A 24,930-nucleotide genomic window follows, 5' to 3' on the forward strand; every position below is an offset into this window, starting at 1 on the left:
GCTTTCTTTGGTAGCGGGGACCAGACTCGAACTGATGACCTTCGGGTTATGAGCCCGACGAGCTACCAACTGCTCCACCCCGCACTGTTTTATGTCCGGATAATCATCGCTGATCCTCCTTACCTTGATCCACTTTTTCAAGCTTCACGTGTTGTAGTCCATAGGGGAATCGAACCCCTGTTACCAGAATGAAAATCTGGCGTCCTAACCCCTAGACGAATGGACCATTCAAGCTAAGCTAAAGATAAATCTTACTGCTTACTTCAGGTAGCGGGGACCAGACTCGAACTGATGACCTTCGGGTTATGAGCCCGACGAGCTACCAACTGCTCCACCCCGCACTATTTTTTTCAACTAGCAACAGCTTTTTCTTCTGTTTTAGCTTTGAAGAATAACTTCCAGCACTGTTTGAATTGGACTGCAAAGATATATTTCGTTTCTTTGCAGTCCAAATCTTTTTTAAAAAATATTTCATGTCACATAAAGCCGGATTTGTAAGCATAATTGGGAAGCCAAATGCAGGGAAGTCAACATTGATGAATGCCCTCGTTGGTGAGAAGATGTCTATCATTACACCCAAAGCCCAAACCACCAGACACCGGATCCTGGGTATTGTTAACGAACCAGAGTACCAGATCGTGTTTTCGGATACCCCCGGAGTTATCAAGCCAGCCTATGGTTTGCAGGAAAGCATGATGGGCGCAGTTAACGATTCGTTGGTAGATGCGGACATCATTTTATTTGTCACAGACATCAATGAGCGCCACGACGAGTCTGACGTAATAGAGAAGTTAAAGAACACCCAGTCTCCTGTAGCGGTAATCATCAACAAGATTGACAAATCGCAGCAGGAGTATGTATTCCCGAAAATTGAGTACTGGAAACAGGAACTGAATCCAAGCGCAATCTTTGCCGTATCTGCCCTTCATGAACATAATGTAGCCGGCGTAATGGATTATATCATCCAGAACCTGCCCGAGCATCCTCCCTATTACGACAAGGATACGTTGACCGACCGCAACCAGCGCTTCTTTGTTTCCGAAATCATCAGAGAAAAGATTTTCACCCTTTACGCACAGGAGATCCCCTACAGTACGGAGGTAATCGTTACCGAGTACAAGGAGGAGGAAAAGATGGACAGGATCAGCGTCGAAATCATGGTGGAGCGCGATTCTCAAAAGAACATCCTCATCGGAAAAGGCGGCGAGATGCTTAAAAAAGTGGGAACCTATGCACGACGTGACATCGAAGAATTTATCCAGAAGAAGGTGTTTTTGCAAATGTTCGTTAAGGTAATTCCAGATTGGCGCAACCGCAAAAACTACCTCAAGAGATTCGGTTACGAAGATTAAAAAAGCACATAAGCCACAAATGGCTTATCTTTACCGGCACACAAACAGACTGTTAACGGAAATACAGATCTGAAATACAAATAATAATGAGCAATATAGTAGCCATAGTAGGACGTCCAAACGTTGGAAAATCAACTTTATACAATCGCCTGACGGAAACCCGTAAAGCGATTGTTGATGATATGAGCGGCGTGACAAGAGACCGCCATTACGGATTGGCAGAATGGATCGGGAAACCCTTCACAGTAGTAGATACAGGCGGATACGTGGCGCATTCAGAAGACGTCTTCGAAGCAGCCATCCGCGAACAGGTAATGATCGCCATCGAAGAGGCCACAGTAATTCTCTTTATGGTGGACGTAACCACCGGAATAACCGATCTGGACGACAGCATCGCCGATATCCTTCGCCGAAGCAAAAAGCCGGTGCTGGTAGTAGCAAATAAGGTTGACAATAACGCACTGATTAACGAATCGCATATTTTTTACAGTCTTGGACTGGGTGATATCTATTGTATCTCCTCCATGACCGGCTCGGGTACTGGTGAACTTCTGGACGAAGTGGTAAGCCATTTCCAGGAACTTCAGGAAGAAGCCAGCACACTGCCTAAGTTTACCATCGTGGGTCGCCCTAACGTTGGGAAATCATCGCTAATTAATGCCCTGATCGGAAAAGACAGGAACATCGTTACCCCTATAGCGGGTACCACACGTGATTCCATTCATATTCATTACAATCAGTTTGGCCATGAGTTTATGCTGATTGACACTGCCGGCCTTCGTAAGAAAACCAAGGTGAAAGAGAATATTGAGTTCTATTCGGTGATGAGAACGATCAAAGCAATTGAAGAAGCTGATGTAAACATTCTGATGATTGACGCCGTTGACGGCATTGAGTCTCAGGATATCAACATCTTCCATTTGGCTGAGAAGAACAAGAAAGGCATCGTAATCCTGATCAATAAGTGGGATTTGATTGAAAAAAATCACAAGACCACTAAAGTGTTCGAGGAAACCATTAAAGAGCGCCTGGCCCCTTTCACTGACGTGCCGATCATCTTTACATCCGTAATCGAGAAACAACGTATCTTCAAAGCTTTGGAAGCCGCCACTGCGGTTTACGAGAACAAAACCAAAAAGATCTCTACATCGAAACTAAACGATGTCATGCTTCCGATCATCGAGAACAACCCGCCGCCGGCGTTAAAAGGAAAGCACATCAAAATTAAATACATCACACAGATTCAGGCAAGCTCACCTATGTTCGCTTTCTTCTGTAACCTGCCGCAATACATCAAAGACCCGTACAAACGGTTCCTGGAAAACAAACTGCGCGAGAACTTTGACTTTACGGGAGTTCCTATACAGATATTTTTCAGACAGAAATAAAATGAAATTCAAGCTAACAGGCTTGCTATGCTTATCGTTCATCCTGCAAATCGCAGGATGTGCGACAGGCAGCAAGAGAGATATCGAACTCCAGGACTCCCTCGAAACAGTCAGAATTGCAGATTCTCTTTTAAACCTCGAACTCAGTCTGGATGATAGTGTTGAATTTGAGATTGATACCATCTCAGCACCGAAGAGAAAGTAACTCAGGTTTATTTCAATACAGCTACTGACCTTTCGATCATACTATCCGTTTCATTCAGAACCCGGTAATAAGCATCTTCACCAAAATAGAAGCGAGCTAACAGTGCCCTGATATCAAGCATAATGACTTCTCTCGCCTCTTCAAACTCTTTCTGAGTGAATGAGATCTTTCTTTTAGCCGCAAGTGCCTGTAGCTGCTTATAATGACTGCTACTCAGACTGAACTCATCCAGAAGGTCTCTCAAACTTCCAGGTCTGGCCTGTTTAATCAGATAGCTGTACACAAGCTCATTCAATACAGCATTGCTGCTTAATGAATAATACAGGGGCGTATGTCCAACAGTATCAATCGGCACATAGATATCCGGCATCACACCGCCTCCTCCAAACACTACTCTTCCCGAAGCCGTTTTATAATTTTTGTCTTTGGTGGCATAAAGGCTGTCCATGAGATGTTTCTGATCAAATACCAGCTCGCCGTTCTTGATCCGGTTTGAAATCTCTTTGAAGTACTCTATTTTCCCACGCGTGTAGGGCTTTTGAATGGATCTGCCCGATGGCGTGTAATATCTCGCTACCGTCAGATTTAGTGCCGATCCGTCTCCGAAATTAAACTGTTCCTGGACCAATCCTTTGCCGAAGGAACGGCGTCCGACGACAGTTGCCCTATCCAGGTCTTGAAGCGCCCCCGCGATGATCTCACTTGCTGATGCCGTGCCTTCGTCTATCAGCACGACCAATTTCCCTTTCTCATAATCTCCCGCGTCTGTAGCAAAATAATCCGTGCGCGGCTCGTGTTCCCCCTGCGTGTAAACGATCAACTCCTGATCTCCAAGGAACTGATCGGCCAGAGCAGTCGCTGCATTCAGGTATCCTCCGCCATTGCCGCGAAGATCCACTATCAGGCCCTGCATACCCTGCTTCTTCAGGCGCCTCAACTCAGTGAGAAAATCCTCATCTGTCTTCGCCCCGAACTTACTGATCTTGATATAGCCTATGCGATTGCTGATCAGATAAGAAACGTCGATACTGCTAACCGTTACTTTTTCACGTGGAACTTTAAAGATTAGATCTTCATTTGAACCATAACGCCTTACAGTTAGCCTCACCAGCGTACTCTGTCGTCCGCGAATTAACTTCACAATGCCGGGTGGCTTCATACCAACACCTGCAATATTCTGGTCTTCGATCTTAACAATCTGATCACCGCTCTGCAAACCCACTTTCGACGCTGGTCCGGTTTTGTTAATATGGGTGATGATTAAGGTGTCATTTAACAGTTGATACTCAATACCGATACCATTGTAATTACCCTCCATGTCGTCGCTAAACATACGGGCTTCGACGGGCGGAAGGTATGCCGAATGCGGATCAAGGTTATTGAGAATCTCATCGATAGCCAGGTTCTGCAGCGTATCAATCTTTATAGGGTCTACATAGTTTTCTCTGATAATATTCAGAACCTGCTCAACTTTACCTCCATCCCCTGCCGACTGGAAAATTTTGAATGAGCCATTTCTGGAGTTCAGATCCTCCTTATGAAACTTGGGGCCCAAAATCATTCCTAACACCAGCGCACCCGAATAACAGGCAGCTATTAACAAATTTTTCCTAGTAGACAATGCGTGATAATTTCGATGCTAAATTAACACTTGGATTGTCAACTTTCAGACCTCTTTTTAAATAGTTTTTGGAGCTATATCAGGGCGAGAGATTCGTCGATCACCCCTTTGCCAAGAACCTATTAAGACCGTACGAACTCCGTACCAACGTCGTACCAGCTTCGAAAAAAGCGAACAAAAGCCGACCACAGGCCGAAGCAAAACCGGAGCCAGGACTACTCCGAAAGAACGATGATAGAAAATCAATTTCTGATCAAATTCTACCCGGCCTTCATACGGTTCAAAAGAAATGGCCTTATATTTGCCTCTGCTATCAATAGGAAAACATAAAACGACTACCTCAACATGCACGAAATAGAACCATTTTATCGCTGGCGGGATGATTATGTAGCTGCTGAGGATGAGCTTTCACCGTTCTATCAGACAGAGTACAGTGAGTTTGAGTTCGATAAAAAGATCTACAACTATTTCATACACCCGCAATGGGATTATTTTGGATCCCAGACGCTATATCTGAAGATCTTGTATGTCGACTATGATCGCAACTTCGCTGTCATAGAGTTCATTGGCGAATGGAATGACACCATCTACAATGATATTATGCTTCTTAAGCGGGAGATCATCGAAATCATGATGCGTGAGGGGATTAATAAATTCATATTACTGGGCGAAAACATTCTGAACTTCCATTCATCCGACGATTTGTATTACGAAGAATGGTTTCAGGACGTAGAGGATGGATGGATCGCAGCCATTAATTTTCGTGAGCATGTAATTGAGGAGTTTAAGAAAAACAATATCGATTATTATATCAACTTTGGCGGTGCATTGGATAACCTCCCATGGCGCACACTCAACCCCCAACAGCTCTTCGCCAGAATTGAAGACCAGCTAAGTAAGCGACTTGATTAGTTAACTTTAGTATCCTTTTAGCAAGCATTTGCTTTTGACCGAATTATATCGCATTTTTGCGGTGCTTATAAAGAAAGACGGAGGGAGTAGACCCTGCGAAGTCTTAGCAACCTGTGCTTACAAGGTGCTACATTCTATCTCGATTTTATTCAAAGAAATAAGGGAAAAGATAAGTTAATGACAGAATCCGAAGGATCTTTCTCAAATAAGCTTTATGCAGGCATGCCTGCTTAATGCTAAATACAACATGGATATCAGGAAAGAATTAGAGAAACGCATTCTCGTGATCGACGGAGCAATGGGGACTATGATCCAACGCTACGCACTCACGGAGGAAGATTTTCGTGGTGAGCGCTTTAAAAATCACCCTTGCGACGTAAAGGGAAACAATGACTTGCTGAACCTTACCCGTCCTGACATTATCAAAGCCATACATGCGGAGTACCTCGAATCCGGTGCCGATATTATCGAAACCAACACGTTTAGTACTCAGCGCATTTCCATGGCTGATTATAAGATGGAGGATCTCTCCTACGAACTCAGCTTTGAGGGGGCAAGAATTGCAAAAGAAGTGGCTACTGAGTTTACGATGCGCAACCCGGAGAAACCCCGGTTCGTTGCAGGTGCCGTCGGCCCTACTAACCGTACTGCTTCCATGTCTCCGGATGTCAATGATCCAGGATACAGAGCGGTGACTTTTGATGATCTGGTTGGTGCGTATGACGAGCAGATCAGGGGATTGATCGACGGAGGTGCAGATGTGCTGCTTATCGAAACCATCTTCGATACATTGAATGCCAAAGCGGCCATATTTGCTATTAAAGAATACGAACAGCTAATCGGAAGAAAGATCGACATCATGATCTCGGGTACCATTACCGATGCGAGCGGCAGAACGCTGTCTGGCCAGACCGTGGAGGGGTTCCTGAACTCACTGACACATGCGAACCTGCTCAGCATCGGTCTGAACTGTGCGCTGGGGGCTAAAGAGATGAGGCCGCATATTGAGGAGCTTGCTGCCAAGGCGCCATGTTATGTTTCAGCCTATCCAAACGCGGGACTTCCAAATGAATTTGGCGCCTATGATGAAACGGCTCATGAAACAGCTCACCTCCTGGAAGATTTTATAGAAAGCGGCTTTGTGAACATCGTAGGAGGATGTTGTGGAACGACACCGGAGCATATTGGCTGTATTGCCGAGAAGGCTGCCAGGATTGCGCCCAGAAAGATACCACAAGTTGAACCTTATATGCGTCTTAGCGGGCTGGAACCCGTAACGATCAAGCCAGACACGATGTTTGTTAACATCGGGGAGCGTACCAATATTACCGGTTCGCCTAAATTTTCGAAACTTATTCTAAGCGGTAATTACGAAGCTGCTCTGGCCGTAGCCCTGCAGCAGGTTGAGGGTGGCGCGCAGGTTATTGATGTGAACATGGACGAGGGAATGCTCGATTCGGAAGCTGCGATGACCCGCTTCCTGAATTTGATCGCTTCTGAACCGGATATCGCAAAGCTTCCTATAATGGTCGACTCGTCTAAATGGACGGTCATCGAGAATGGATTGAAATGTCTGCAGGGGAAAGGGATTGTGAACTCCATTTCGCTTAAAGAAGGAGAAGAAAAGTTTATTCACAGTGCTCAAACCATCATGAAATATGGAGCTGCAATTGTGGTGATGGCATTTGATGAACAAGGGCAGGCAGACAACTACGAACGACGAATCGAAATATGCAAGCGCTCCTACGATATACTGGTAAACCAGGTAGGCTTTCCTCCTCAGGACATTATTTTTGACCCTAACATCCTGACGGTAGCGACCGGACTGGAAGAACATAATAATTACGCCGTCGATTTCATCAACGCAACACGCTGGATCAAGGAAAACCTTCCCTATGCAAAAGTGAGCGGCGGGGTATCCAATATATCCTTCTCCTTCAGAGGAAACAATGTGGTTCGCGAGGCTATGCACTCTGCTTTTCTATACCATGCTATCAGGGCAGGCCTCGACATGGGAATCGTGAACGCGGGGATGCTCGAGGTGTATGAGGAAATACCCAAGGAATTGCTGGTTAGAGTGGAAGATGTCCTTTTGAACCGCAGAGAAGACGCAACGGAGCGCCTGGTGGACTTTGCCGAAACGGTGAAGGCTAAAGGAAAAGAAGTTGTGAAAGACGAAGAGTGGCGTAAAGGACCTGTGGAAAAACGCCTATCGCATGCCCTTGTAAAGGGTATAACAGAATATCTCGATGACGATGTAGAGGAAGCGCGGCTAACTTACGCTCGCCCGCTACAAGTGATTGAGGGACCGCTCATGGACGGAATGAACATCGTAGGTGACCTCTTTGGCGCCGGTAAGATGTTCTTACCTCAGGTAGTAAAATCGGCCCGCGTAATGAAGAAAGCGGTGGCCTACCTCCTTCCCTTCATCGAAGAGGAGAAGTTGCTGAATCCTTCGGATACCAGCTCGAGTTCCGCAGGAAAGATTTTGATGGCCACTGTAAAAGGTGATGTGCACGATATCGGCAAGAACATCGTCGGCGTGGTACTGGCCTGCAACAACTTTGAGGTGATCGACATGGGGGTGATGGTTCCGGCCCAGGAAATCTTGAAGAGAGCGAAAGAAGAAAATGTTGATATCATCGGACTTAGCGGACTGATTACGCCTTCTCTGGATGAGATGGTGCATTTTGCCAAGGAGATGGAGCGCGAGGGCTTTACCATGCCGCTGATGATTGGCGGCGCAACAACGTCGCGCATTCATGCGGCTGTGAAGGTAGCTCCGAACTATTCGGGCTGTGCGATACATGTACTTGATGCCTCACGAAGCGTCTCCGTATGCAGTAACCTGATGAACCCTGAGACAAGGGACGAGTATATTCAAAAGATAAAGGATGAATATGCAAAAGCCAGAGAAGCACACCTGAACAAACGTACAGACAAAAAGCTGAAGACAATTGAAGAGGCGCGGGCAGATAAGTTCAAGATCGATTTGAACGCTGTAGTGCAAACTGCACCGGCTTTTACAGGAACGAAAACTTTTGAGGACTATCCGCTTGAAGAGCTTATTCCTTACATTGACTGGACGCCTTTCTTCCACACCTGGGAACTCAAGGGAAGCTACCCGAAGATCTTCAATGATCCTAACGTAGGACCGGAAGCAAAAATCTTGTTTGATGATGCTCAGGTTCTATTAAAGCAGATCATAGACGAGAAATTGCTAAAAGCTAAGGCTGTCATCGGCTTCTGGCCGGCTTATGCTGACGGGGATGATATTGTGCTTGACCTATCGGGCACAGGAACCTTTGCTGCGGATAATACAGCTACGATATATACTCTGAGGCAGCAGGCTGAGAAAGTAAAGAACGATCCTTATTATGCTCTGGCCGACTTTATCGCGCCTAAAGAGTCGGGTGTTAAAGACTATTTCGGTGGATTTGCTGTAACTGCAGGAATAGGGACAGACGAGCTGGTTGAGCGATTTGAGAAGGTTCACGACGATTACAACAGCATCATGGTTAAAGCCCTGGCAGACCGTTTGGCTGAGGCATTCGCCGAAAGAATGCATGAGCTGGTGAGACGGGAATATTGGGGATACGCGAAGGATGAGGAGCTCACCAACGCCGATCTGATCAAAGAACAGTATCAGGGAATCAGACCGGCACCGGGATACCCGGCTTGTCCGGATCATACCGAGAAGCGCACGCTGTTTGATCTCCTGGAAGCGGAAAAGAATGCGGAGATCCATTTAACGGAGAGTTTCGCCATGTATCCGGCATCATCAGTGAGTGGTTTTTACTTTTCGCATCCTGAGGCGCGCTACTTCGGTCTGGGAAAGATTAACAAAGATCAGGTAGAAGATTATGCCGCGCGAAGAAACGAAACGGTGGAGCTGGTGGAAAAATGGCTGAGTCCTAATCTCGCCTATTAAGGACCACTTCGATAATATATAGATATGATAGCGGCGCAGGGAGATGTTTAAGGCTTATTCCCGCTCGAAAGATAAAGAGACCACTCTGAATGAAAATCACTGAACACATAGAAAACGCCGCAGGAAAAACGCTGTTTTCTTTTGAACTTATCCCTCCCGTTAAAGGAAATGGAATAAAGCAGATTTATGACACCATAGATCCGCTAATGGAGTTCAACCCTCCTTTTATTGATGTAACCTACCATAGAGAAGACTATATCTACAAGCAACACCCCACCGGTTTGCTGGAGCAGGTTGCGTATCGCAAGCGTCCGGGAACCGTTGCTATTTGCGCTTCGATCATGAACCGCTACAAAGTAGACGCGGTACCACATCTTATCTGCGGAGGTTTTACCAAAGAGGAGACGGAGAACGCTCTCATCGATCTGCAGTTCCTGGGCATAGATAATGTTCTGGTATTACGTGGTGACGCACGTAAGGCGGATGCATCTTTCATTCCGACTCCAGGTGGGCACGCTTACGCAACAGACTTACTGGAGCAGGTCTCGAACTTCAACCAGGGTAAATATCTGCACGATAATTACGATACCAACAGAACTGATTTTTGCATCGGTGTGGCGGGATATCCGGAAAAACATTTTGAAGCACCTAACCTGAAGACGGATTTCGGTTATCTGAAAAAGAAGGTGGAGATGGGCGCAAATTTCATTGTGACGCAGATGTTCTTCGATAATCAAAAGTATTTTGACTTCGTCAGAACGTGCCGCGAAAACGATATTCATGTGCCGATTATTCCGGGCCTTAAGCCGATTACTACAGCGAAGCAGCTGATTAATCTTCCCAAGATATTTCATATCGATATTCCCGAAGATCTCAGCGATGCTGTCTCAGCATGTGCAAACGACAAGGCAGTGAAGGAATGTGGAATAGAGTGGATGATACATCAATCAAAGGAACTGATGGCGTTTGGTGCGCCTGTACTTCATTATTACACCATGAGTAATGCAGAGCCAACGAGACGAATTGCGGAGGCTATATTTTAGGCGGCCGGCGGCTCTAAGAGGCTAAGTGTAGTGTACGAAAAAGGGAAGCTTGTGTATTATGCAAGCTCCCCTTTTTTCTTTGTATCCGGACGGACTAACCTTCCAGGAGGTAATTCTTAAATGCTTCAAAATCTGCACCCAGTTCAACAGACTGCTTAGGTTTACCGAGCAGTTCCTCAACCTGATCAGGAATCACAACACTATCTTTGATCTTGCCTTCGTAAACGTCGGGAAACTTGCAAGGGTGAGCAGTTGACAGGAAAACCGCTGTACTGATATTATCTCTGGAATCGTACCGATACTGCCCGATTGCCATCCATGCAATGGCGGTATGCGGACAAACTACATACTGGTAATCTTCAAATATTACGTTGACTGCATCAGCCGTTTGACCATCGTCATAGCTATAAGCCGTAACCACCTCTTTTAAAGAGTCTGCGTCGTCGTTAAAAAGGTTCATAATCCTGACCCAGTTACTTGGATTACCTACGTCCATTGCATTCGATAAAGTTGCTACGGATGGCTTTGGAGCGTAAACGCCGGTTTCCAGAAACTGAGGAACGGTATCGTTGATATTGGTCGCCGCAATGAATTGTTTTACAGGAAGTCCCAATTTCCATGCTAGCAGACCTGCACCTATGTTGCCGAAATTACCGCTTGGAACAGAGAATATAATATCGGTTTTACCTTGGCGCTTTAATTGCGCGTAGGCATTGAAGTAATAGAACGTCTGTGGGATGAGCCTCGCTATATTGATGGAATTTGCTGAAGTGAGGCGGAACTTCTCGTTCAGATCCTTGTCGGTAAAGGCCTGTTTAACCAGTGCCTGGCAATCATCAAAGGTGCCGTTTACTTCAACAGCGCGGATGTTCTGGCCGTTTGTGGTAAGTTGCAGCTCTTGTATAAGGCTTACTTTACCTTTCGGGTATAAGATGGTCACCTGTGTATTCTCAACGCCCAGGAAGCCTAAAGCAACTGCCCCGCCGGTATCACCGGAAGTTGCTACCAGCACATTAAGCATCTTCTCCCCCTCTTCCATAAAATAACCCATCACACGACTCATAAAGCGTGCTCCGAAGTCTTTGAACGCTAGGGAAGGACCGTGGAATAGTTCCAGAACATAAGTATCATCGTCGAGTTTTACCACCGGAGCCGGGAAGTTTATTGCATCTGCCACAATAGATTTCAGGTCATCTGCAGGTATAGCACCGTCGAGAATGTGGTTTGCTACAGTAAACGCAATCTGCTCGAGAGAACACATTTCGATATTCTCAAAAAACTCCGGATCTAAGGGCTTGATGGTATCGGGCATATAAAGACCCTTGTCCTGCGGCATACTGTTGAACACCGCCTCCTTGAAATCAACGGTAAGGTCAGGGTTATTTGTGCTATATAATTTCATTTCTCTTAATCTAAAATACGCGGGCCTTCACCATTGATGGGAGACACGTAGGTTTGACATCCTATTTGTAAGGCGTTTAAGTGCTTCTTTATTTCTGAGGTGATCTTATCGGCAGTTTCCTTGTCCCTGGCAAAAGAAAACACCGAAGGACCGGATCCGGAGATGCCAAAACTAACGGCACCAAGACCCATCGCTATTTCCCGTAACTTATAAAAATCAGGTATCAGAATAGAACGTACGGGCTCTACCAGCACATCGATCATACTCCGCCCAATCAGGTCGATATCTTTTGTGTACAATCCAGACACCAGACCCGCTACATTTCCCCATTGGATCACGGCGTCTTTAAGGAAGACCTTATCACGGATCATCCGCCTTGCGTCACGGGTAGGAACATCTACATCAGGAAAGACGATGGCGCAATACAAAGATTCGGGATAGGGCAGTTTGATCAGGTCCAGCGGCTCGTAGCTGCGGATCAGGATAAAACCTCCCAGGAGCGCAGGGGCCACGTTGTCGGCGTGTCCGGAGCCACAAGCCAGCTCTTCACCTTTCATAGCGAAGGGAACGAGATCCATGCGGCTCAAGGGTTCATCCAGCAGAGTGTTGATAGCATATAAACCGGCAACCGTACTTGCGGAACTTGATCCGAGTCCGCTTCCAATAGGCATTTTTTTATGAAGCTCTATCTCCACGCCTATGTCCGGCCGACCAATATGAGCGAGATAATCCTGTACGCTTGCACTAACCGTATTTTTCGAAGCCTCCATAGGAAGCCTTCCCTCGTCGCCTGTGATTTTGGTAATGACCACACCAGGTTCAGCTTTCCGGCGCATGATCACTTCATCACCAGGGGCATCGACAGCGAAGCCGAGCACATCAAAACCGCATACTACATTTGCTACGGTCGCAGGGGCAAAAACTTTGATAGAATCTTTCATTATGCTCCTACGTTAACGATGTCAGAAAATACTCCGGCGGCTGTTACCTCAGCACCTGCACCAGGGCCTTTTACAACCAGGGGACGGTCTTTGTAGCGGTCTGTGGTAAACGAAATGATATTGTCACTGCCCGAAAGCATATAGAAGGCGTGAGTGTCATCCACCATCTGTAAAGTAATAGCAACCTTGCCGTCTTCCAGCTTTCCGATATATCTGAGTACCTTCCCATTAGCTTCTGCCTCCTTCTTTATCTGCTCGAAGTAGTCATTATTCGCGAGAAGCTCTGCGTAGAATTCGTCAACTGACTGGGCGTCCAGACACGACTGCGGAAGGATATTCTGTATACGGATATCGCTTTGCTCGAGTTCATGTCCCGCGTCACGGGCGAGGATCAGCATTTTTCTCATGAAGTCCATGCCGCTGAGGTCATCACGCGGATCGGGCTCCGTGAAGCCTTTTTCCTGTGCTAGCTTCACGACGTCGTGGAAGCTGGTCTCACCCTTGAAATTGTTAAATATAAAGGATATAGTACCAGAGAGGATCGCTTCTATGCAGATTACCCTGTCTCCGCTCATCATTAGATCTTTCAAAGTCCGGATGATTGGCAGGCCAGCACCGACGTTCGTTTCATAGTAAAAGTCAACGCCGTGTTTATGCGCCAGATCCCTGAAATTACGGTACTGTGCATAATCAGAAGAGTTTCCGATCTTATTACAAGTCACGACGGAGATATTGGAGCTGAAAACTTCTGCATAGCGACTGATGGGAAGAGCGCTTGCCGTATTATCTACAAACACCGCATTGGGGAGGTTCATTTCCTTCATTCGGGATATAAACAGGTCAAGATCTGCATCTTCGCCAGACTCAAAAAGGATCTCCTGCAAATTCTCGAGGTTCAGGCCTTCTTCATTAAAAGCCATTTTGCGACTATTACTGATGCCGATCACTTTGATCAGTATGCCGTTTTGCTTCTGAAGAAAATCCCGGTGTTCACCTATTTGGCGGAACAAGGTTCTACCTATATTGCCGGTTCCCAGACAGAATACGTTAAGGGTCTTTTTAAGATCGGTATAGAACGCGTCATGAACAGCGTTTAAAGCTTTTGCCAGGTCATGACGTGATATGATCACGGATATGTTATACTCGGACGAACCCTGAGCAATAGCTCTCACGTTAACGCCGTTCCTTCCAAGAGCCTGGAAGAGCGTTCCGGAGATGCCGGGAGTTTCCTTCATGTTTTCACCGACGATCGCCAGTATGGAAAGTGATTCTTCGATTACCGGAAGGTCTATCTTTTTGGCTTCGAGTTCGAGTTCAAACTCACGCTCAATAAGCTTTCTGGCGTTCAGTGCATCTGAAGGCTTGACGGCAAATGTAATGCTATGCTCAGATGACGACTGAGTAATGAGGATAACGTTGATCTGCTCGCGTGCGAGCAAAGAAAACAATCTTCCGCTAAAACCTGCCTTGCCCACCATTCCGCTGCCCTGGAGGTTCAGCAGGCTGATTTCGTTGATGGAAGATATTCCTTTGATGTTGTGCTTCGCATCCCGGCAATCATGGCGGATAACTGTCCCGGGGAACTCCGGTTGAAAAGTATTACGAATAACGATAGGAATCTTCTTAAGAAAGGCTGGGATCATGGTTGGAGGGTAGATTACCTTCGCCCCAAAATAGGATAGCTCCATAGCCTCGGTATAAGATAACTCTTCCAGAGGGAAGGCTTTCTTTACCATACGCGGGTCTGCGGTCATCATGCCATTAACATCCGTCCAGATCTCGATAGCTTCGCAATGAAGTGCTGAACCGATCAATGCGGCTGTATAGTCACTTCCTCCACGTCCAAGAGTGGTTATCCTGCCTTCTTCGTTGCTGGCGATAAAGCCGGTAACGAAAATAAGTTTTGATGTGTGCTGTTGGTAAAAATCACGAATGAGCATTTCAGACAGCGACGTATTGACGTGTGCCTGTCCGAAGTTGCTATCTGTTCTGACCAGCTCAGTAGCATCAGCAAAAATTGCCTCTCCAAAGTGTTGCTCTGCAATTTTGCTTACCAGCAATGTGGAGCAGCGCTCACCGTAGCTTAAAACAAGGTCATTAATCCGTGGCGTGAGTTCGCGCAGGCTTGAAATACCTTGTAGGATGTCTTCCAGCTCATTGAAGTACAGCTTCAGTCTGGTGAACACCGGATTTTGACGCGGAACGTCAAGGAGCGCTTTAACGACATCAAAATGTCTGTTCTGAAGCTCGGCAAGGTATTGTGTAAAACTTTCGCCGGACGCGGCTTTACTGGCCATCGTAGAAAGAAGGTTTGTTACCCCTCCCATGGCAGAGAGTACAACGACGGGAGACCCGTTATCTGCTGTTTCCTGTTTAAGAATTTCGATTATGGCGCTTATACTTTTTTCTGAGCCTACGGAAGTACCGCCAAATTTAAGGACCTTCATTTATTCGTTTTTTTTATAAACAGAAGCGCCTTCCCCTTATCGGAGGAAGGCGCTTGTATGGTTTCTTTTATATGTTTAAGTTATACCATAACCGATCTTCCTCCAGGCCATATTAGCGTGATGGTAGTAGTCGTGATAAAAATGGTATAGATAAGTATATTCATTTTGTGTGTCTAAAATACGCAGTTAATATCAATAAAACCAAGAGACTGGCACTTTTTTTAACAAAAAATCAATTATAGACATAATTATGTTATAAGGAGCGACGGGTTTATATGCAATTCTTAAATTTACAGCTTTATGCAAGGATTAGTTATTAAGTCTACGGGAAGTTGGTATCAGGTTGCGACCGATATGGGAAGTATTGTAGACTGTCGTATCAAGGGAAAGTTCAGAACGAAGGATATACAGACTACCAACCCGATTGCGGTTGGCGACCGGGTAGATATTGAGATGGAACCGGAGCAGAACACCGGTATCATTAATAAGCTCCTTCCCCGAAAGAACTATATCATCCGAAAATCGGTGAATTTGTCAAAGCAGGCGCAAATTATTGCAGCAAACCTGGATCAGGCATTTCTGGTGGTTACGTTAGCCTCGCCGCGGACATCGCTCGGCTTCATCGATCGGTTCCTGGTGACGGCGGAGGCTTATGATATTCCGGCCAAGCTAATCTTCAATAAGCTCGACCTTTTCAGCGAAGAAGGTATGGAAATACTAGCTGAATACCAGCATATATACACCAGTATCGGGTATCCCTGCTATGAAGTCTCGGCTCTTGAAGGAACGAACCTTCACATTATAGAAGGACTGCTGAAAGATAAGGTCAGCCTTTTCTCAGGGCATTCGGGCGTTGGCAAATCGACACTAATCAATACATTGATACCTGGCATGAGCCTCAAAACAGGAGAGATATCAGATTGGAGTGACCAAGGTAAGCATACGACCACCTTTGCGGAGATGCATCCCATTCCGGGTGGTGGATATCTGATCGATTCTCCCGGAATACGAGAGCTGGGAGTTATTGACATTGACAAGGGAGAACTGGGACATTTCTTTCCGGAGATGCGCAACCGCATGAATGAATGCAGGTTTAACAATTGCCGGCATATCAATGAGCCCGGATGCTCGGTACTCGAAGCAGTCGAGAACAACGAGATAGAGCTTTCACGTTATGAAAGCTACCTGAGCATTTTTCACAACCACGACACCAGAAGCTAATGCGGGCAGTTATTCAACGTGTAACGGAAGCTTCATGTACAGTTGACGGAGCGATAACAGGTTCTGTTCAGCAAGGTCTGCTGGTATTATTGGGAGTGGAGGAAACTGATACTGCTGCAGACATCAGCTGGCTGGCTCAGAAGATAGTCAATATGCGTGTCTTCAGTGATGAAGAGGGCAAGATGAACCGATCACTGCTTGACATCAAAGGGTCTATATTGCTTATCTCGCAATTTACGTTGTTTGCGTCGACGAAGAAAGGAAATCGGCCGGGATTCACCCGTGCTGCAAAGCCTGAGATTGCAATCCCCTTATATGAAAAGATGAAGGCGGAACTTTCCGGACTGACCGGCACCCCAACAGCAGCAGGCATCTTTGGTGCCGATATGAAAATAAGTTTGGTGAATGATGGTCCGGTTACGATCGTAATGGATACACAAGATAGAGACAATCACTAAGAATATGAAGATTGAAGAAGCGCAGGCACTGGTCGACGACTGGATAAAGACGACCGGAATTCGTTATTTTAATGAGCTAACGAACACGGCGATCCTCATGGAAGAGGTCGGTGAAGTAGCGAGAATCATGTCGCGCCGCTATGGTGAGCAGTCATTCAAAGAATCGGATAAAGCGGTTGACCTGGGAGATGAGATGGCTGATGTTCTTTTTGTGCTGATCTGTCTGGCTAATCAAACGGGTATTAACCTTACGGAAGCATTGGAAAAGAACCTGCAAAAAAAAACGATCCGGGATGCGGATCGTCATAAAAACAATAGTAAGCTAATATAAGACTGAGCTTATTTGAGCTTTATCAGTTTATCTCCATCCAGCACCGGGATAGCAGTAGTGATATCGGTATTCAGGCAAAAGGAAATATCTGCTTCGATTCCAAGTTTCATTAAGCGCTCACTATGTGATGTCTTTTTCAGGTAGCCACGCAAGTCGTCCTTTGCCAGAAGGTACAGATCCTCGGCGGCAATGGATGAGTCGTCGGGAGTATATGCTGCGGGCCTTAGCTTGTTGACCATTGCACCAGCGAATATGGTATCTTCAAGATTGAACTTATTCTTCCATCCGGCACATACCAGAAGAACGTTCTGACTGGTGCTGGCCAGATAGTCGGCCAGAGCTGTAAGGTTGAAGAATGACCCTATAAGGATTTGCTTTGCACTACGGGAAAGCTGTATAGCATGCGTACCGTTTGTAGTGGTCAGCACTATCGTTTTGCCCTGTACTTTTTCAGCGACATACGAAAAGGGAGAGTTGCCAAAGTCAAAACCTTCCACTACCTTCCCATCGCGTTCAGCAGCGAGAAGACATCCACTGACCTGATAAGCAGCGCATTCCTCAACATGGGAAACCGGAATAATTGCATCAGCACCGTTTTCTATTCCATAACAGATGGATGAAGTTGCCCGGAAAATGTCTATTACCACAACGATACTGTTTTCAATATCGTATAAAGGGAGTAAAGCTGGAGTGAGGCAGACTTCTACATTCAATCTGCCTTGTTTATCGGATTCTTGAGTTTTCAATATTTTTATACAAAAGGGAATTTAATAACACGCGCCTTGACATTGGTATTACGGATGGCAATAAAAATTTCAGTCCCCGGTTCAGCAAAAGCGATGTCGACATAACCCATTCCTATCGCCTTTTGGAGTGTTGGCGACTGTGTACCTGAGGTAACCCGGCCAATTGCCTCCCCGCCTTCGTTGGTAATAGGATAATCGTGGCGCGGAATACCTCGCTCAATCATCTCAAAGCCTACAAGTTTTTTCTTAATGCCGGCTTTCTTCTGAGCTTCAAGCGCTTCGTAATTGATGAACTTGGTGGAGAACTTTGTGATCCAGCCAAGACCTGCTTCCAGAGGAGAGGTAGTGTCATCAATATCATTTCCATAGAGGCAGAAGCCCTTTTCAAGACGCAATGTATCGCGTGCACCCAGCCCGATAGGTTTGATATTGCTATCTTTTCCGGCTTCAAAAATAGCGTCCCAGATTTGAACTGCATGTTCATTGTCGAAATATAGCTCGAAGCCACCTGCTCCGGTGTAACCTGTTGCTGAGATCAGCACATTTTCCACACCGGCAAAGGTTCCCTTCTTAAAGGAATAATACTCCATGGAAGACAGGTCGACCTCGGTCAGCTGCTGCAAGACAGTAGTCGCCTTGGGACCCTGGACTGCAAGTAATGATGTACGGCCGGAAATATCCTTAATGTCTACATCAAACTCGTTGTGTTTCTGAATCCAACGAAGATCTTTGTCGATATTGGACGCATTTACAACAAGGAGGTATGTAATTTCGTCGATACGGTACACCAGAAGATCATCTACAATTCCCCCGTCCTCATTTGGAAGGTAACTGTATTGAACCTTTCCGTCGGTTAGTTTAGACGCATCGTTGGATGTAACACGCTGAATGAGGTCCAGGGCTCCCTTTCCTTTCAGGATAAACTCGCCCATGTGGCTGACATCAAACACGCCAACACCATTTCTTACAGCAGCATGTTCTGCATTGATCCCTTCATACTGAACGGGCATATTGAATCCGGCAAATGGAACTATTTTGGCTCCCAGAGCAATATGTTTTTCCAATAAGGCGATATCTTTCATAAAATTACAACTATATGAGGGGTTATTGAATGTGCAGAGACCTAGAATCAACTCGCATTTGACAAAAATAGAAATATGCTGACAACATTCAAGGACATTCCGCCTAAGAAAGGACTATACGAGCTCAACATCAGCATTCGAGGGCTGAAAAAGGTCCAATTGGGGGTCAGTTACGCGAAATGTTTTCCGATGGTAAGGTGAAAATCCATGCTTAAGCACGGCGTTCCGGTGCTTTATCGTTGGATAACCTTTATTAGAATGCCATTCGTACTCAGGATGGAGACCTGCGATCCGCTGCATAAATTCATCGCGATATGTTTTGGCCAGAATAGAGGCTGCTGCTATGGAGAAATATTTCCCGTCGCCCTTTACCACGCATGTATGAGGAAGTTCACAGTATTTTTTGAACCGGTTGCCGTCGACCAGCACATGTTCAGGGCGAATACTTAAGCTATCCAGTGCTTTGTGCATGGCGAGGAAAGATGCGTTGAGGATGTTGATACGGTCGATCTCTTCGTGATCGACTTCTGCCACCGCCCAGGCCAGCGCATTGTTTTCGATGAAGACTCTCAGTTCGTCTCTTTCTTCTGCCTTCAATTGCTTGGAGTCTGTGAGTATATTGTGCGAAAAATCCCTCGGCAAAATGACCGCGGCAGCAAATACCGGCCCTGCCAGGCATCCCCGCCCCGCCTCATCACATCCCGCTTCGACAAATACATCCTGATAATAAGGCAACAACATTTTCTAATGAATTTTTAATGTCAGCAAAGTTATATCATCTGAATTCATTTTTGCCATCTTAGACAACTGAATATCGATTAATACGCCCCGATTTATTATTTCTGGCCTTTCCTGACCATTTCTCAGCAGAATGGAGGACAATTCCTCTTCGGTGATAAAGATATCTTCTTCGAAGCTTTCGATCAAACCGTCGGTATAATTAAATATTAAGGTATTTTCAGAGATTTTCTGTTTCCCTATATTCACAAATGGCAGCTGATCAAAGACTCCTAATAAAGTTGTTCCGGACTTGAGGGACGACACCGTGCCATCGACAACAAGCAAAGGTGCATTATGCCCGGCATTAACATACTCCATATTCCTTGTCCGTATATTATACCGGCCCAGAAAAAGTGTAATGAATCGCTCTCCGTTGGTATTTTTAGTAACCACCTCGTTAAGCTTGCGAATAATAGTTGCCAAATCACGTTCAACAGAAGTCCAGGCACGGAGGCTAGCCTGCAGATTAGCCATAAGCAAAGCCGCAGAGATCCCTTTCCCTGAAACATCTGCTATACACCAGATGAATTCATCTTCGTCCAACCGGATAAAGTCGAAATAATCACCGCCAATACTCTGGTGAGGAAGATAGGTTGCGGAGATATCAAAGAATTCACTTTCGGGAAGAGTCAGAGGAACGAGCATATTCTGAACTTCGCCCGCCAGCTCGATATCTCTTTGAAGCCTTTCTCTGTGAACGCGTTCTCTAAAGAGCTTTTTATTCTCCAGACCGACGACTACGACGTTAATAAGCGTCTGAATAAAATTCAGCTCATGGCTGAGCAATTCAGGCACCGCGTTAAAATCGCCGATTAATACGAAGGCAAGCGTGCTGTTTTTATGTCTGACCGGTACGAAGTAGTTAAACCGTTGAAGAGAAGGATCGGTGAAGTCGTTGAGAGACGAAATGGTTTTAAGTGGGGCAAGGGTGGCACACATACTCTGGGTTTCAGCAAGGCTTTCTACTGGCACACCAAAGCGTGAAACACATGCGAACCGTTTGTCCTGCTTGACCATCATCATCATGCTTCCGACATTAAGATTAGTACGCAGAACCACTTCCAGCATTTCGTACAATACCGATGAGTCGCTATTCTTGTTGATGGCCAATGTAATTTCGAGCAACGAATTAAGCTCAGCCTGTCTTTTCAACAGCATTTGGACCAAATCTATGTCTGGCTGACGCTCGCTATGCCTTTCCTCTTTCACTGTGTAATCTGCAGATAATAACGTACTATCGTTTAACGAACTAATCTTCCTTTCCATATATACTTACCTGAGTTTCCTGCTATTCCAATATAAACGATGTAAACGATATGGATGACCGTAAGTAGTGGCAGATATATCATAAGCTCAGATCTTTTTGCGAAGGCTGTGACCGGATTAAGAAAAAACATTTCCGAAATATACTTCAGCGTTATTGCGACGAGAGCTAGAATCCAAAGATCTGCAAGGTACAATCCAGCCAGCACATTTGCAAAGATCGTGAGGTTAAAGAGCCATATAGCAACGCCCAGTGCCACAATTTTCTTATCCTTATACTTGGTACTTTTGGACGCCCATCTTTTTCGCTGACTGATAAATTCAGGCAGGTTTTCCTTGGCATCGGTATATACGATAGCATCGGTAGACTTACAAAACCCGATTCTATCCGGATAACGGGACGCGACTTTGTGAAGAAAAAGCTCGTCATCTCCCGATGCCAGCTCGTCAATACCTTTGAATCCACCCAGTTCCAGAAAAACGTCTTTACGATAGGCCAGATTAGCTCCGTTGCAGGTAGAGGGCATCTTGTTTCCGATAGAGGAAGCCCCTAAGCCGATAAGGTAAAGAAATTCCAGAGTTTGAAGCCTTTCGAAGAAACTTTTCTCCTGATGATATACCACTGGTGAGGAGATAAGCTTACTATCAGTTTCCTGATAGTAACTCACTACCGTTTTTATCCAATCTGCTTTCATCCGGCAATCTGCGTCTGTTGTAAAAATCAGCTCTCCGGATGCAAGATTGATGGCCTCGGCAATGGCCTTCTTTTTATACGAGTTTAACTTTTCTTTTTCGTTGAGACGGATGAGGCGGACACCTTTGTCTTTGTAGGAAAGAACGATATCAGATGTACGATCTGTAGAATGATCATCTACGATGATCAATTCGATAAGTTCCGGGGGATAGGATTGCGCCAGTATATCCTCGATCGTCAGTGCTATCTTGCTTTCTTCATTCCTTGCAGCAATCAGGATGCTCACCTTCGTTTTCAAAATACCTTCTACCGGCCGGAATACGGGAATAGAAGACCATCCTTTCCGAAGAAAAAATATCACTGATACATATATGCATGTCAGCGCCAGAGTCAGGGTTTTAATTACGAGCAGTACCAAAGAAATTAAGCTTAAATACGAAGACGGATCCCAGGATGGCCGGAATGATAAGGTTAACCAGCCAAATACAAGCGGTTGAGGCCATAATTGCGACTTCGTGATGAGTGATAAAACTAAAGAAATATGTTGCGGTCATTGCCCTGACACCAACGTCCAGAAGGTCGAGAGAAGGCAACGCTGATTGGATAAAGAACAAAATCAGAATCATCATGACCATGCTGAAAAATGGAATTTCAGGAATCAGCAATAGTATGACGACACAATATTGAGTGGTAAATACTGCAAATCTAGCCAGGGAATAATTGAAGACGACTATAAGGTCTCTCTTATTATAACGAGCTAATACCATTATAAACTTCTTAAATCGCTTTAGAAAGGATATGCTGGTTAACAAGCCTATCAGGAGACGAATGTTGAAATAGAACAATAAAAAGAACAGAGAAAATATCGTCGTCAGGAAGAAGAGCGCATACAACACCCACGTGCTGGCATCAGTAAAACGCCAGATAAACCAAAGAATAGCGAAAGAGCCCAGAACATTGGTAATCACCATTTGTCCGACTGCACCCACGCCCATAGCAATGGCACCAAAAACACGCTTCCGGGGCGAAAGAAAGAATATCCTTCCGCCGTATTCTCCAATCCGGTTAGGGGTGAAGATGGCCCATGTTAAACCGCAAAAAACTGACTCTATGGATTTCCACAGGCTTATCCGTTCGACCCTATCTACCAAATATTTCCATTTAAGCGATTCAAGGAACCAGTTTAACAACATGAGAATGAAAAGCACCGTCATAGCCGAGTAGACTTGCCAGCTTTGCAGTTTTGCAGTAAGCATCTGGAAATCGCGCAGGTTGCTGTTGTCGTTCAGCTTGTGGGTAATGAATACCGCCGCAAGGATCAGCACAGAAAACTTCAGGATGATGCTTATTGCTTTTTTGCCAGTTTGATTCAAAGCGATTTAATGTATGGTGCAATGTTACGGAAAAGTTGAGAACCATAGCCCAATTTGATCAATTGCGTCGGATAATTCCTTGATATTAGACGCCATTTCAAGATAGCGCCATAAAAGTTGTAATATTGCCGTTGTGATAATAAAGGAAAAGGCTAAGGAACGTCTGATCCTGGGAATTGACCCGGGAACGGCAATTATGGGATATGGCCTGGTGCAGGAAATAAAGGGAAATGTAGGGCTCGTCAGCCTGGGGGTTGTAAAAATGGATCATCTGGATGACCATCCCCTGAAGCTTAAGAGAATATTTGAGAAGACGGTTTCTTTGATAGACCAATATAAACCGGATTGTCTGGCTATTGAAGCACCGTTCTACGGTAAAAATGTTCAGGTTTTGCTTAAACTGGGGAGGGCGCAGGGGGTTGCAATCGCCGCCGCTCTATCGAGGGACATCCCTATCTTTGAGTACTCTCCACGTAAGATCAAACAGTCGATAACCGGTAACGGAAATGCGGGCAAGGAACAGGTTGCTTCCATGCTTCAACGCCTTTTAAAATTCACAGAAACTCCACAATATCTGGATGCAACAGATGGTCTTGCGGTAGCTGTATGCCATTCGTTCCAGCGCAATATGAGCGAACCGGGTAAAAAATCTTATTCAGGGTGGGAAGCGTTTGTCAAAGACAATCCGGCGAGAAAGAAATAACCCGCCGGAATATGTTAGCTAGTTTTGCAGCAGCGGCACTTATCCGGCGAATTCAGCCGCGATAGACTGAGCAGTATATTCCATTTCCTCTTTGGAAAAGCTAAGTTTGGCTGAAGCAAAGTTCATATCCCCCATGGAATTCATAGGTATGAGATGAACATGGGCGTGAGGTACCTCCAGCCCCATAACGGTGATACCGACACGCTCGCAGGGGATAACTTTCCTGATACTTAGTGCGACTTTCTTCGCGAATAGCATCAAGCCTGTATAAGCATCATCATCGAGGTCAAATATATAGTCTACCTCCTGCTTGGGGATAACCAACACATGCCCTCTTGTTAATGGGCTAATGTCGAGAAAAGCCAGACAATCCGCATCCTCGGCCACTTTATAAGCCGGGATTTCGCCTGATACTATTTTTGAGAATATCGATGACATAGCTATTTATCTGGAGATTTCGAGAACTTCAAATTCGATTTTTCCTGCCGGTACTGCGATCTCGACCGTATCTCCTACTGATTTTCCAAGAAGCCCTTTTGCGATAGGTGATTTGACAGATATTTTACCTGCTTTAAGATCCGCTTCGGTTTCAGATACCAACTGGTATTGCATTGTCGCACCGTTTTTTACATTCTTGATTTTCACGATCGAGAGAGCAAGTACTTTAGATGTGTCGAGCTTAGATTCGTCGATTAGGCGGGCATTCGCAAGTGCTTCCTGCAGCTTAGATATTTTTGCTTCGTGATGACCCTGGGCTTCTTTAGCCGCATCATATTCAGCATTTTCAGATAGATCACCCTTATCCCGTGCCTCTGCAATTGCTTTCGCAATTTGATTGCGTCCTTCAGTTTTCAAAAAGTGTAATTCTTCTTTCAACTTTTCTAATCCTTCTTTGGAATAATAAATTACCTCTGACATTATAAATTTTTGTTTAAAGACCTATAAAAAAGGACAAGACTACACCTGCATACGCTGATATAGTCTTGTCCGTGAATAGTACGAATATAATATTTACATTTCTATAAATGCAAATTTAG

General features: G+C 45.4%; 22 protein-coding genes, 3 tRNA genes and 1 riboswitch. Of the genes, 10 read left to right on the forward strand and 15 right to left on the reverse strand.

Going from position 1 to position 24,930, the window contains the following annotated elements; translation table 11 throughout:
• Positions 1-8 precede the first annotated feature (8 nt).
• From B0I27_RS05380 to B0I27_RS05390, 3 genes are all read right to left on the reverse strand, one after another.
• Positions 9-84: transfer RNA gene (locus B0I27_RS05380), tRNA-Met, on the reverse strand.
• 70 nt (positions 85-154) lie between these two features.
• Positions 155-226: transfer RNA gene (locus tag B0I27_RS05385), tRNA-Glu, on the reverse strand.
• Between the two features lie 42 nt (positions 227-268).
• Positions 269-341 (reverse strand) — tRNA-Met (locus B0I27_RS05390).
• Positions 342-473: 132 nt separating this feature from the next.
• On the opposite strand from B0I27_RS05390, the gene era reads away from it, so the two are divergent.
• From era to B0I27_RS05405, 3 genes are all read left to right on the forward strand, one after another.
• Entirely contained in the window at positions 474-1,352 is an 879-nt protein-coding gene (gene era, locus B0I27_RS05395; RefSeq protein ID WP_106292210.1) for a GTPase Era, read from the forward strand.
• An 86-nt stretch (positions 1,353-1,438) separates the two neighbouring features.
• Positions 1,439-2,740, forward strand: a complete 1,302-nt coding sequence (gene der, locus B0I27_RS05400) for a ribosome biogenesis GTPase Der (protein WP_106292211.1) — start codon at positions 1,439-1,441, stop codon at positions 2,738-2,740.
• Position 2,741: 1 nt separating this feature from the next.
• Positions 2,742-2,945, forward strand: coding sequence for a hypothetical protein (locus tag B0I27_RS05405; RefSeq protein WP_106292212.1), 204 nt, complete (start codon positions 2,742-2,744; stop codon positions 2,943-2,945).
• 7 nt (positions 2,946-2,952) lie between these two features.
• Here B0I27_RS05405 and B0I27_RS05410 read toward each other — a convergent pair whose 3' ends face one another.
• On the reverse strand, positions 2,953-4,566 hold the full coding sequence (locus B0I27_RS05410; RefSeq protein WP_146133094.1) for a S41 family peptidase: 1,614 nt from the start codon (positions 4,564-4,566) through the stop codon (positions 2,953-2,955).
• A 345-nt stretch (positions 4,567-4,911) separates the two neighbouring features.
• Here B0I27_RS05410 and B0I27_RS05415 point away from each other — a divergent pair, with 345 nt between their 5' ends.
• From B0I27_RS05415 to metF, 3 genes are all read left to right on the forward strand, one after another.
• Positions 4,912-5,478: a hypothetical protein gene (locus B0I27_RS05415; RefSeq protein ID WP_106292214.1), complete on the forward strand. Its 567-nt coding sequence runs from the start codon at positions 4,912-4,914 to the stop codon at positions 5,476-5,478.
• A 62-nt stretch (positions 5,479-5,540) separates the two neighbouring features.
• Positions 5,541-5,654, forward strand: a riboswitch (SAM riboswitch).
• Between the two features lie 71 nt (positions 5,655-5,725).
• On the forward strand, positions 5,726-9,409 hold the full coding sequence (metH, locus tag B0I27_RS05420) for a methionine synthase (protein ID WP_106292215.1): 3,684 nt from the start codon (positions 5,726-5,728) through the stop codon (positions 9,407-9,409).
• Between the two features lie 89 nt (positions 9,410-9,498).
• Positions 9,499-10,452 carry a methylenetetrahydrofolate reductase [NAD(P)H] gene (gene metF / locus B0I27_RS05425; protein WP_106292216.1) on the forward strand — a complete coding sequence of 318 codons (954 nt, stop codon included), beginning with the start codon at positions 9,499-9,501 and terminating at the stop codon, positions 10,450-10,452.
• A 94-nt stretch (positions 10,453-10,546) separates the two neighbouring features.
• Here metF and thrC read toward each other — a convergent pair whose 3' ends face one another.
• Genes thrC through thrA form a run of 3 tightly spaced genes read right to left on the reverse strand, consistent with a single transcriptional unit; the run spans position 10,547 to position 15,242 of the window.
• A complete protein-coding gene (thrC, locus tag B0I27_RS05430; protein ID WP_106292217.1) occupies positions 10,547-11,854 on the reverse strand; it encodes a threonine synthase in 1,308 nt (435 codons plus the stop codon).
• 5 nt (positions 11,855-11,859) lie between these two features.
• Positions 11,860-12,795 (reverse strand): homoserine kinase, encoded by a 936-nt coding sequence (locus tag B0I27_RS05435; protein WP_106292218.1) that lies wholly within the window; start codon positions 12,793-12,795, stop codon positions 11,860-11,862.
• The gene (gene thrA / locus B0I27_RS05440) at positions 12,795-15,242 is read right to left on the reverse strand and encodes a bifunctional aspartate kinase/homoserine dehydrogenase I (protein WP_106292219.1); all 2,448 of its coding nucleotides are present in this window, start codon (positions 15,240-15,242) and stop codon (positions 12,795-12,797) included. The genes B0I27_RS05435 and thrA overlap by 1 nt, the downstream gene beginning before the upstream one ends.
• A gap of 300 nt (positions 15,243-15,542) precedes the next feature.
• On the opposite strand from thrA, the gene rsgA reads away from it, so the two are divergent.
• From rsgA to B0I27_RS05455, 3 genes are read left to right on the forward strand one after another with little or no spacing between them, the layout of a single operon-like run.
• A complete protein-coding gene (gene rsgA, locus B0I27_RS05445) occupies positions 15,543-16,463 on the forward strand; it encodes a ribosome small subunit-dependent GTPase A (RefSeq protein WP_106292220.1) in 921 nt (306 codons plus the stop codon).
• Positions 16,463-16,921 (forward strand): D-aminoacyl-tRNA deacylase, encoded by a 459-nt coding sequence (dtd, locus tag B0I27_RS05450; protein WP_106292221.1) that lies wholly within the window; start codon positions 16,463-16,465, stop codon positions 16,919-16,921. The genes rsgA and dtd overlap by 1 nt, the downstream gene beginning before the upstream one ends.
• Before the next feature lie 4 nt (positions 16,922-16,925).
• Positions 16,926-17,252: a nucleotide pyrophosphohydrolase gene (locus tag B0I27_RS05455; protein ID WP_106292222.1), complete on the forward strand. Its 327-nt coding sequence runs from the start codon at positions 16,926-16,928 to the stop codon at positions 17,250-17,252.
• An 8-nt stretch (positions 17,253-17,260) separates the two neighbouring features.
• Here the strand turns inward: B0I27_RS05455 and B0I27_RS05460 are convergent, their stop codons facing one another.
• From B0I27_RS05460 to B0I27_RS05485, 6 genes are all read right to left on the reverse strand, one after another.
• Positions 17,261-17,998, reverse strand: a complete 738-nt coding sequence (locus B0I27_RS05460) for a 2-phosphosulfolactate phosphatase (RefSeq protein WP_106292223.1) — start codon at positions 17,996-17,998, stop codon at positions 17,261-17,263.
• A 5-nt stretch (positions 17,999-18,003) separates the two neighbouring features.
• Positions 18,004-19,080, reverse strand: a complete 1,077-nt coding sequence (gene gcvT, locus B0I27_RS05465) for a glycine cleavage system aminomethyltransferase GcvT (RefSeq protein ID WP_106292224.1) — start codon at positions 19,078-19,080, stop codon at positions 18,004-18,006.
• 114 nt (positions 19,081-19,194) lie between these two features.
• Complete coding sequence (locus tag B0I27_RS05470; protein ID WP_106292225.1) at positions 19,195-19,821, reverse strand: ribonuclease HII; 627 nt, start codon at positions 19,819-19,821, stop codon at positions 19,195-19,197.
• Between the two features lie 3 nt (positions 19,822-19,824).
• Positions 19,825-21,126 (reverse strand): PP2C family protein-serine/threonine phosphatase, encoded by a 1,302-nt coding sequence (locus tag B0I27_RS05475; protein WP_106292226.1) that lies wholly within the window; start codon positions 21,124-21,126, stop codon positions 19,825-19,827.
• Positions 21,102-22,178, reverse strand: a complete 1,077-nt coding sequence (locus tag B0I27_RS05480) for a glycosyltransferase family 2 protein (protein ID WP_106292563.1) — start codon at positions 22,176-22,178, stop codon at positions 21,102-21,104. Before B0I27_RS05480 ends, B0I27_RS05475 begins: the two co-directional genes overlap by 25 nt.
• A 37-nt stretch (positions 22,179-22,215) precedes the next feature.
• A complete protein-coding gene (locus B0I27_RS05485; RefSeq protein WP_181276689.1) occupies positions 22,216-23,190 on the reverse strand; it encodes a lysylphosphatidylglycerol synthase domain-containing protein in 975 nt (324 codons plus the stop codon).
• A 136-nt stretch (positions 23,191-23,326) separates the two neighbouring features.
• On the opposite strand from B0I27_RS05485, the gene ruvC reads away from it, so the two are divergent.
• Complete coding sequence (gene ruvC, locus B0I27_RS05490; protein WP_106292565.1) at positions 23,327-23,893, forward strand: crossover junction endodeoxyribonuclease RuvC; 567 nt, start codon at positions 23,327-23,329, stop codon at positions 23,891-23,893.
• A gap of 39 nt (positions 23,894-23,932) precedes the next feature.
• Here ruvC and B0I27_RS05495 read toward each other — a convergent pair whose 3' ends face one another.
• Positions 23,933-24,331 carry an HIT family protein gene (locus B0I27_RS05495; RefSeq protein WP_106292227.1) on the reverse strand — a complete coding sequence of 133 codons (399 nt, stop codon included), beginning with the start codon at positions 24,329-24,331 and terminating at the stop codon, positions 23,933-23,935.
• A 6-nt stretch (positions 24,332-24,337) separates the two neighbouring features.
• Positions 24,338-24,811: a transcription elongation factor GreA gene (greA, locus tag B0I27_RS05500; protein ID WP_106292228.1), complete on the reverse strand. Its 474-nt coding sequence runs from the start codon at positions 24,809-24,811 to the stop codon at positions 24,338-24,340.
• Positions 24,812-24,930: the final 119 nt, after the last annotated feature.

This window comes from Arcticibacter pallidicorallinus (assembly GCF_003002875.1).
GTDB classification, from domain to species: Bacteria; Bacteroidota; Bacteroidia; order Sphingobacteriales; family Sphingobacteriaceae; genus Arcticibacter; species Arcticibacter pallidicorallinus.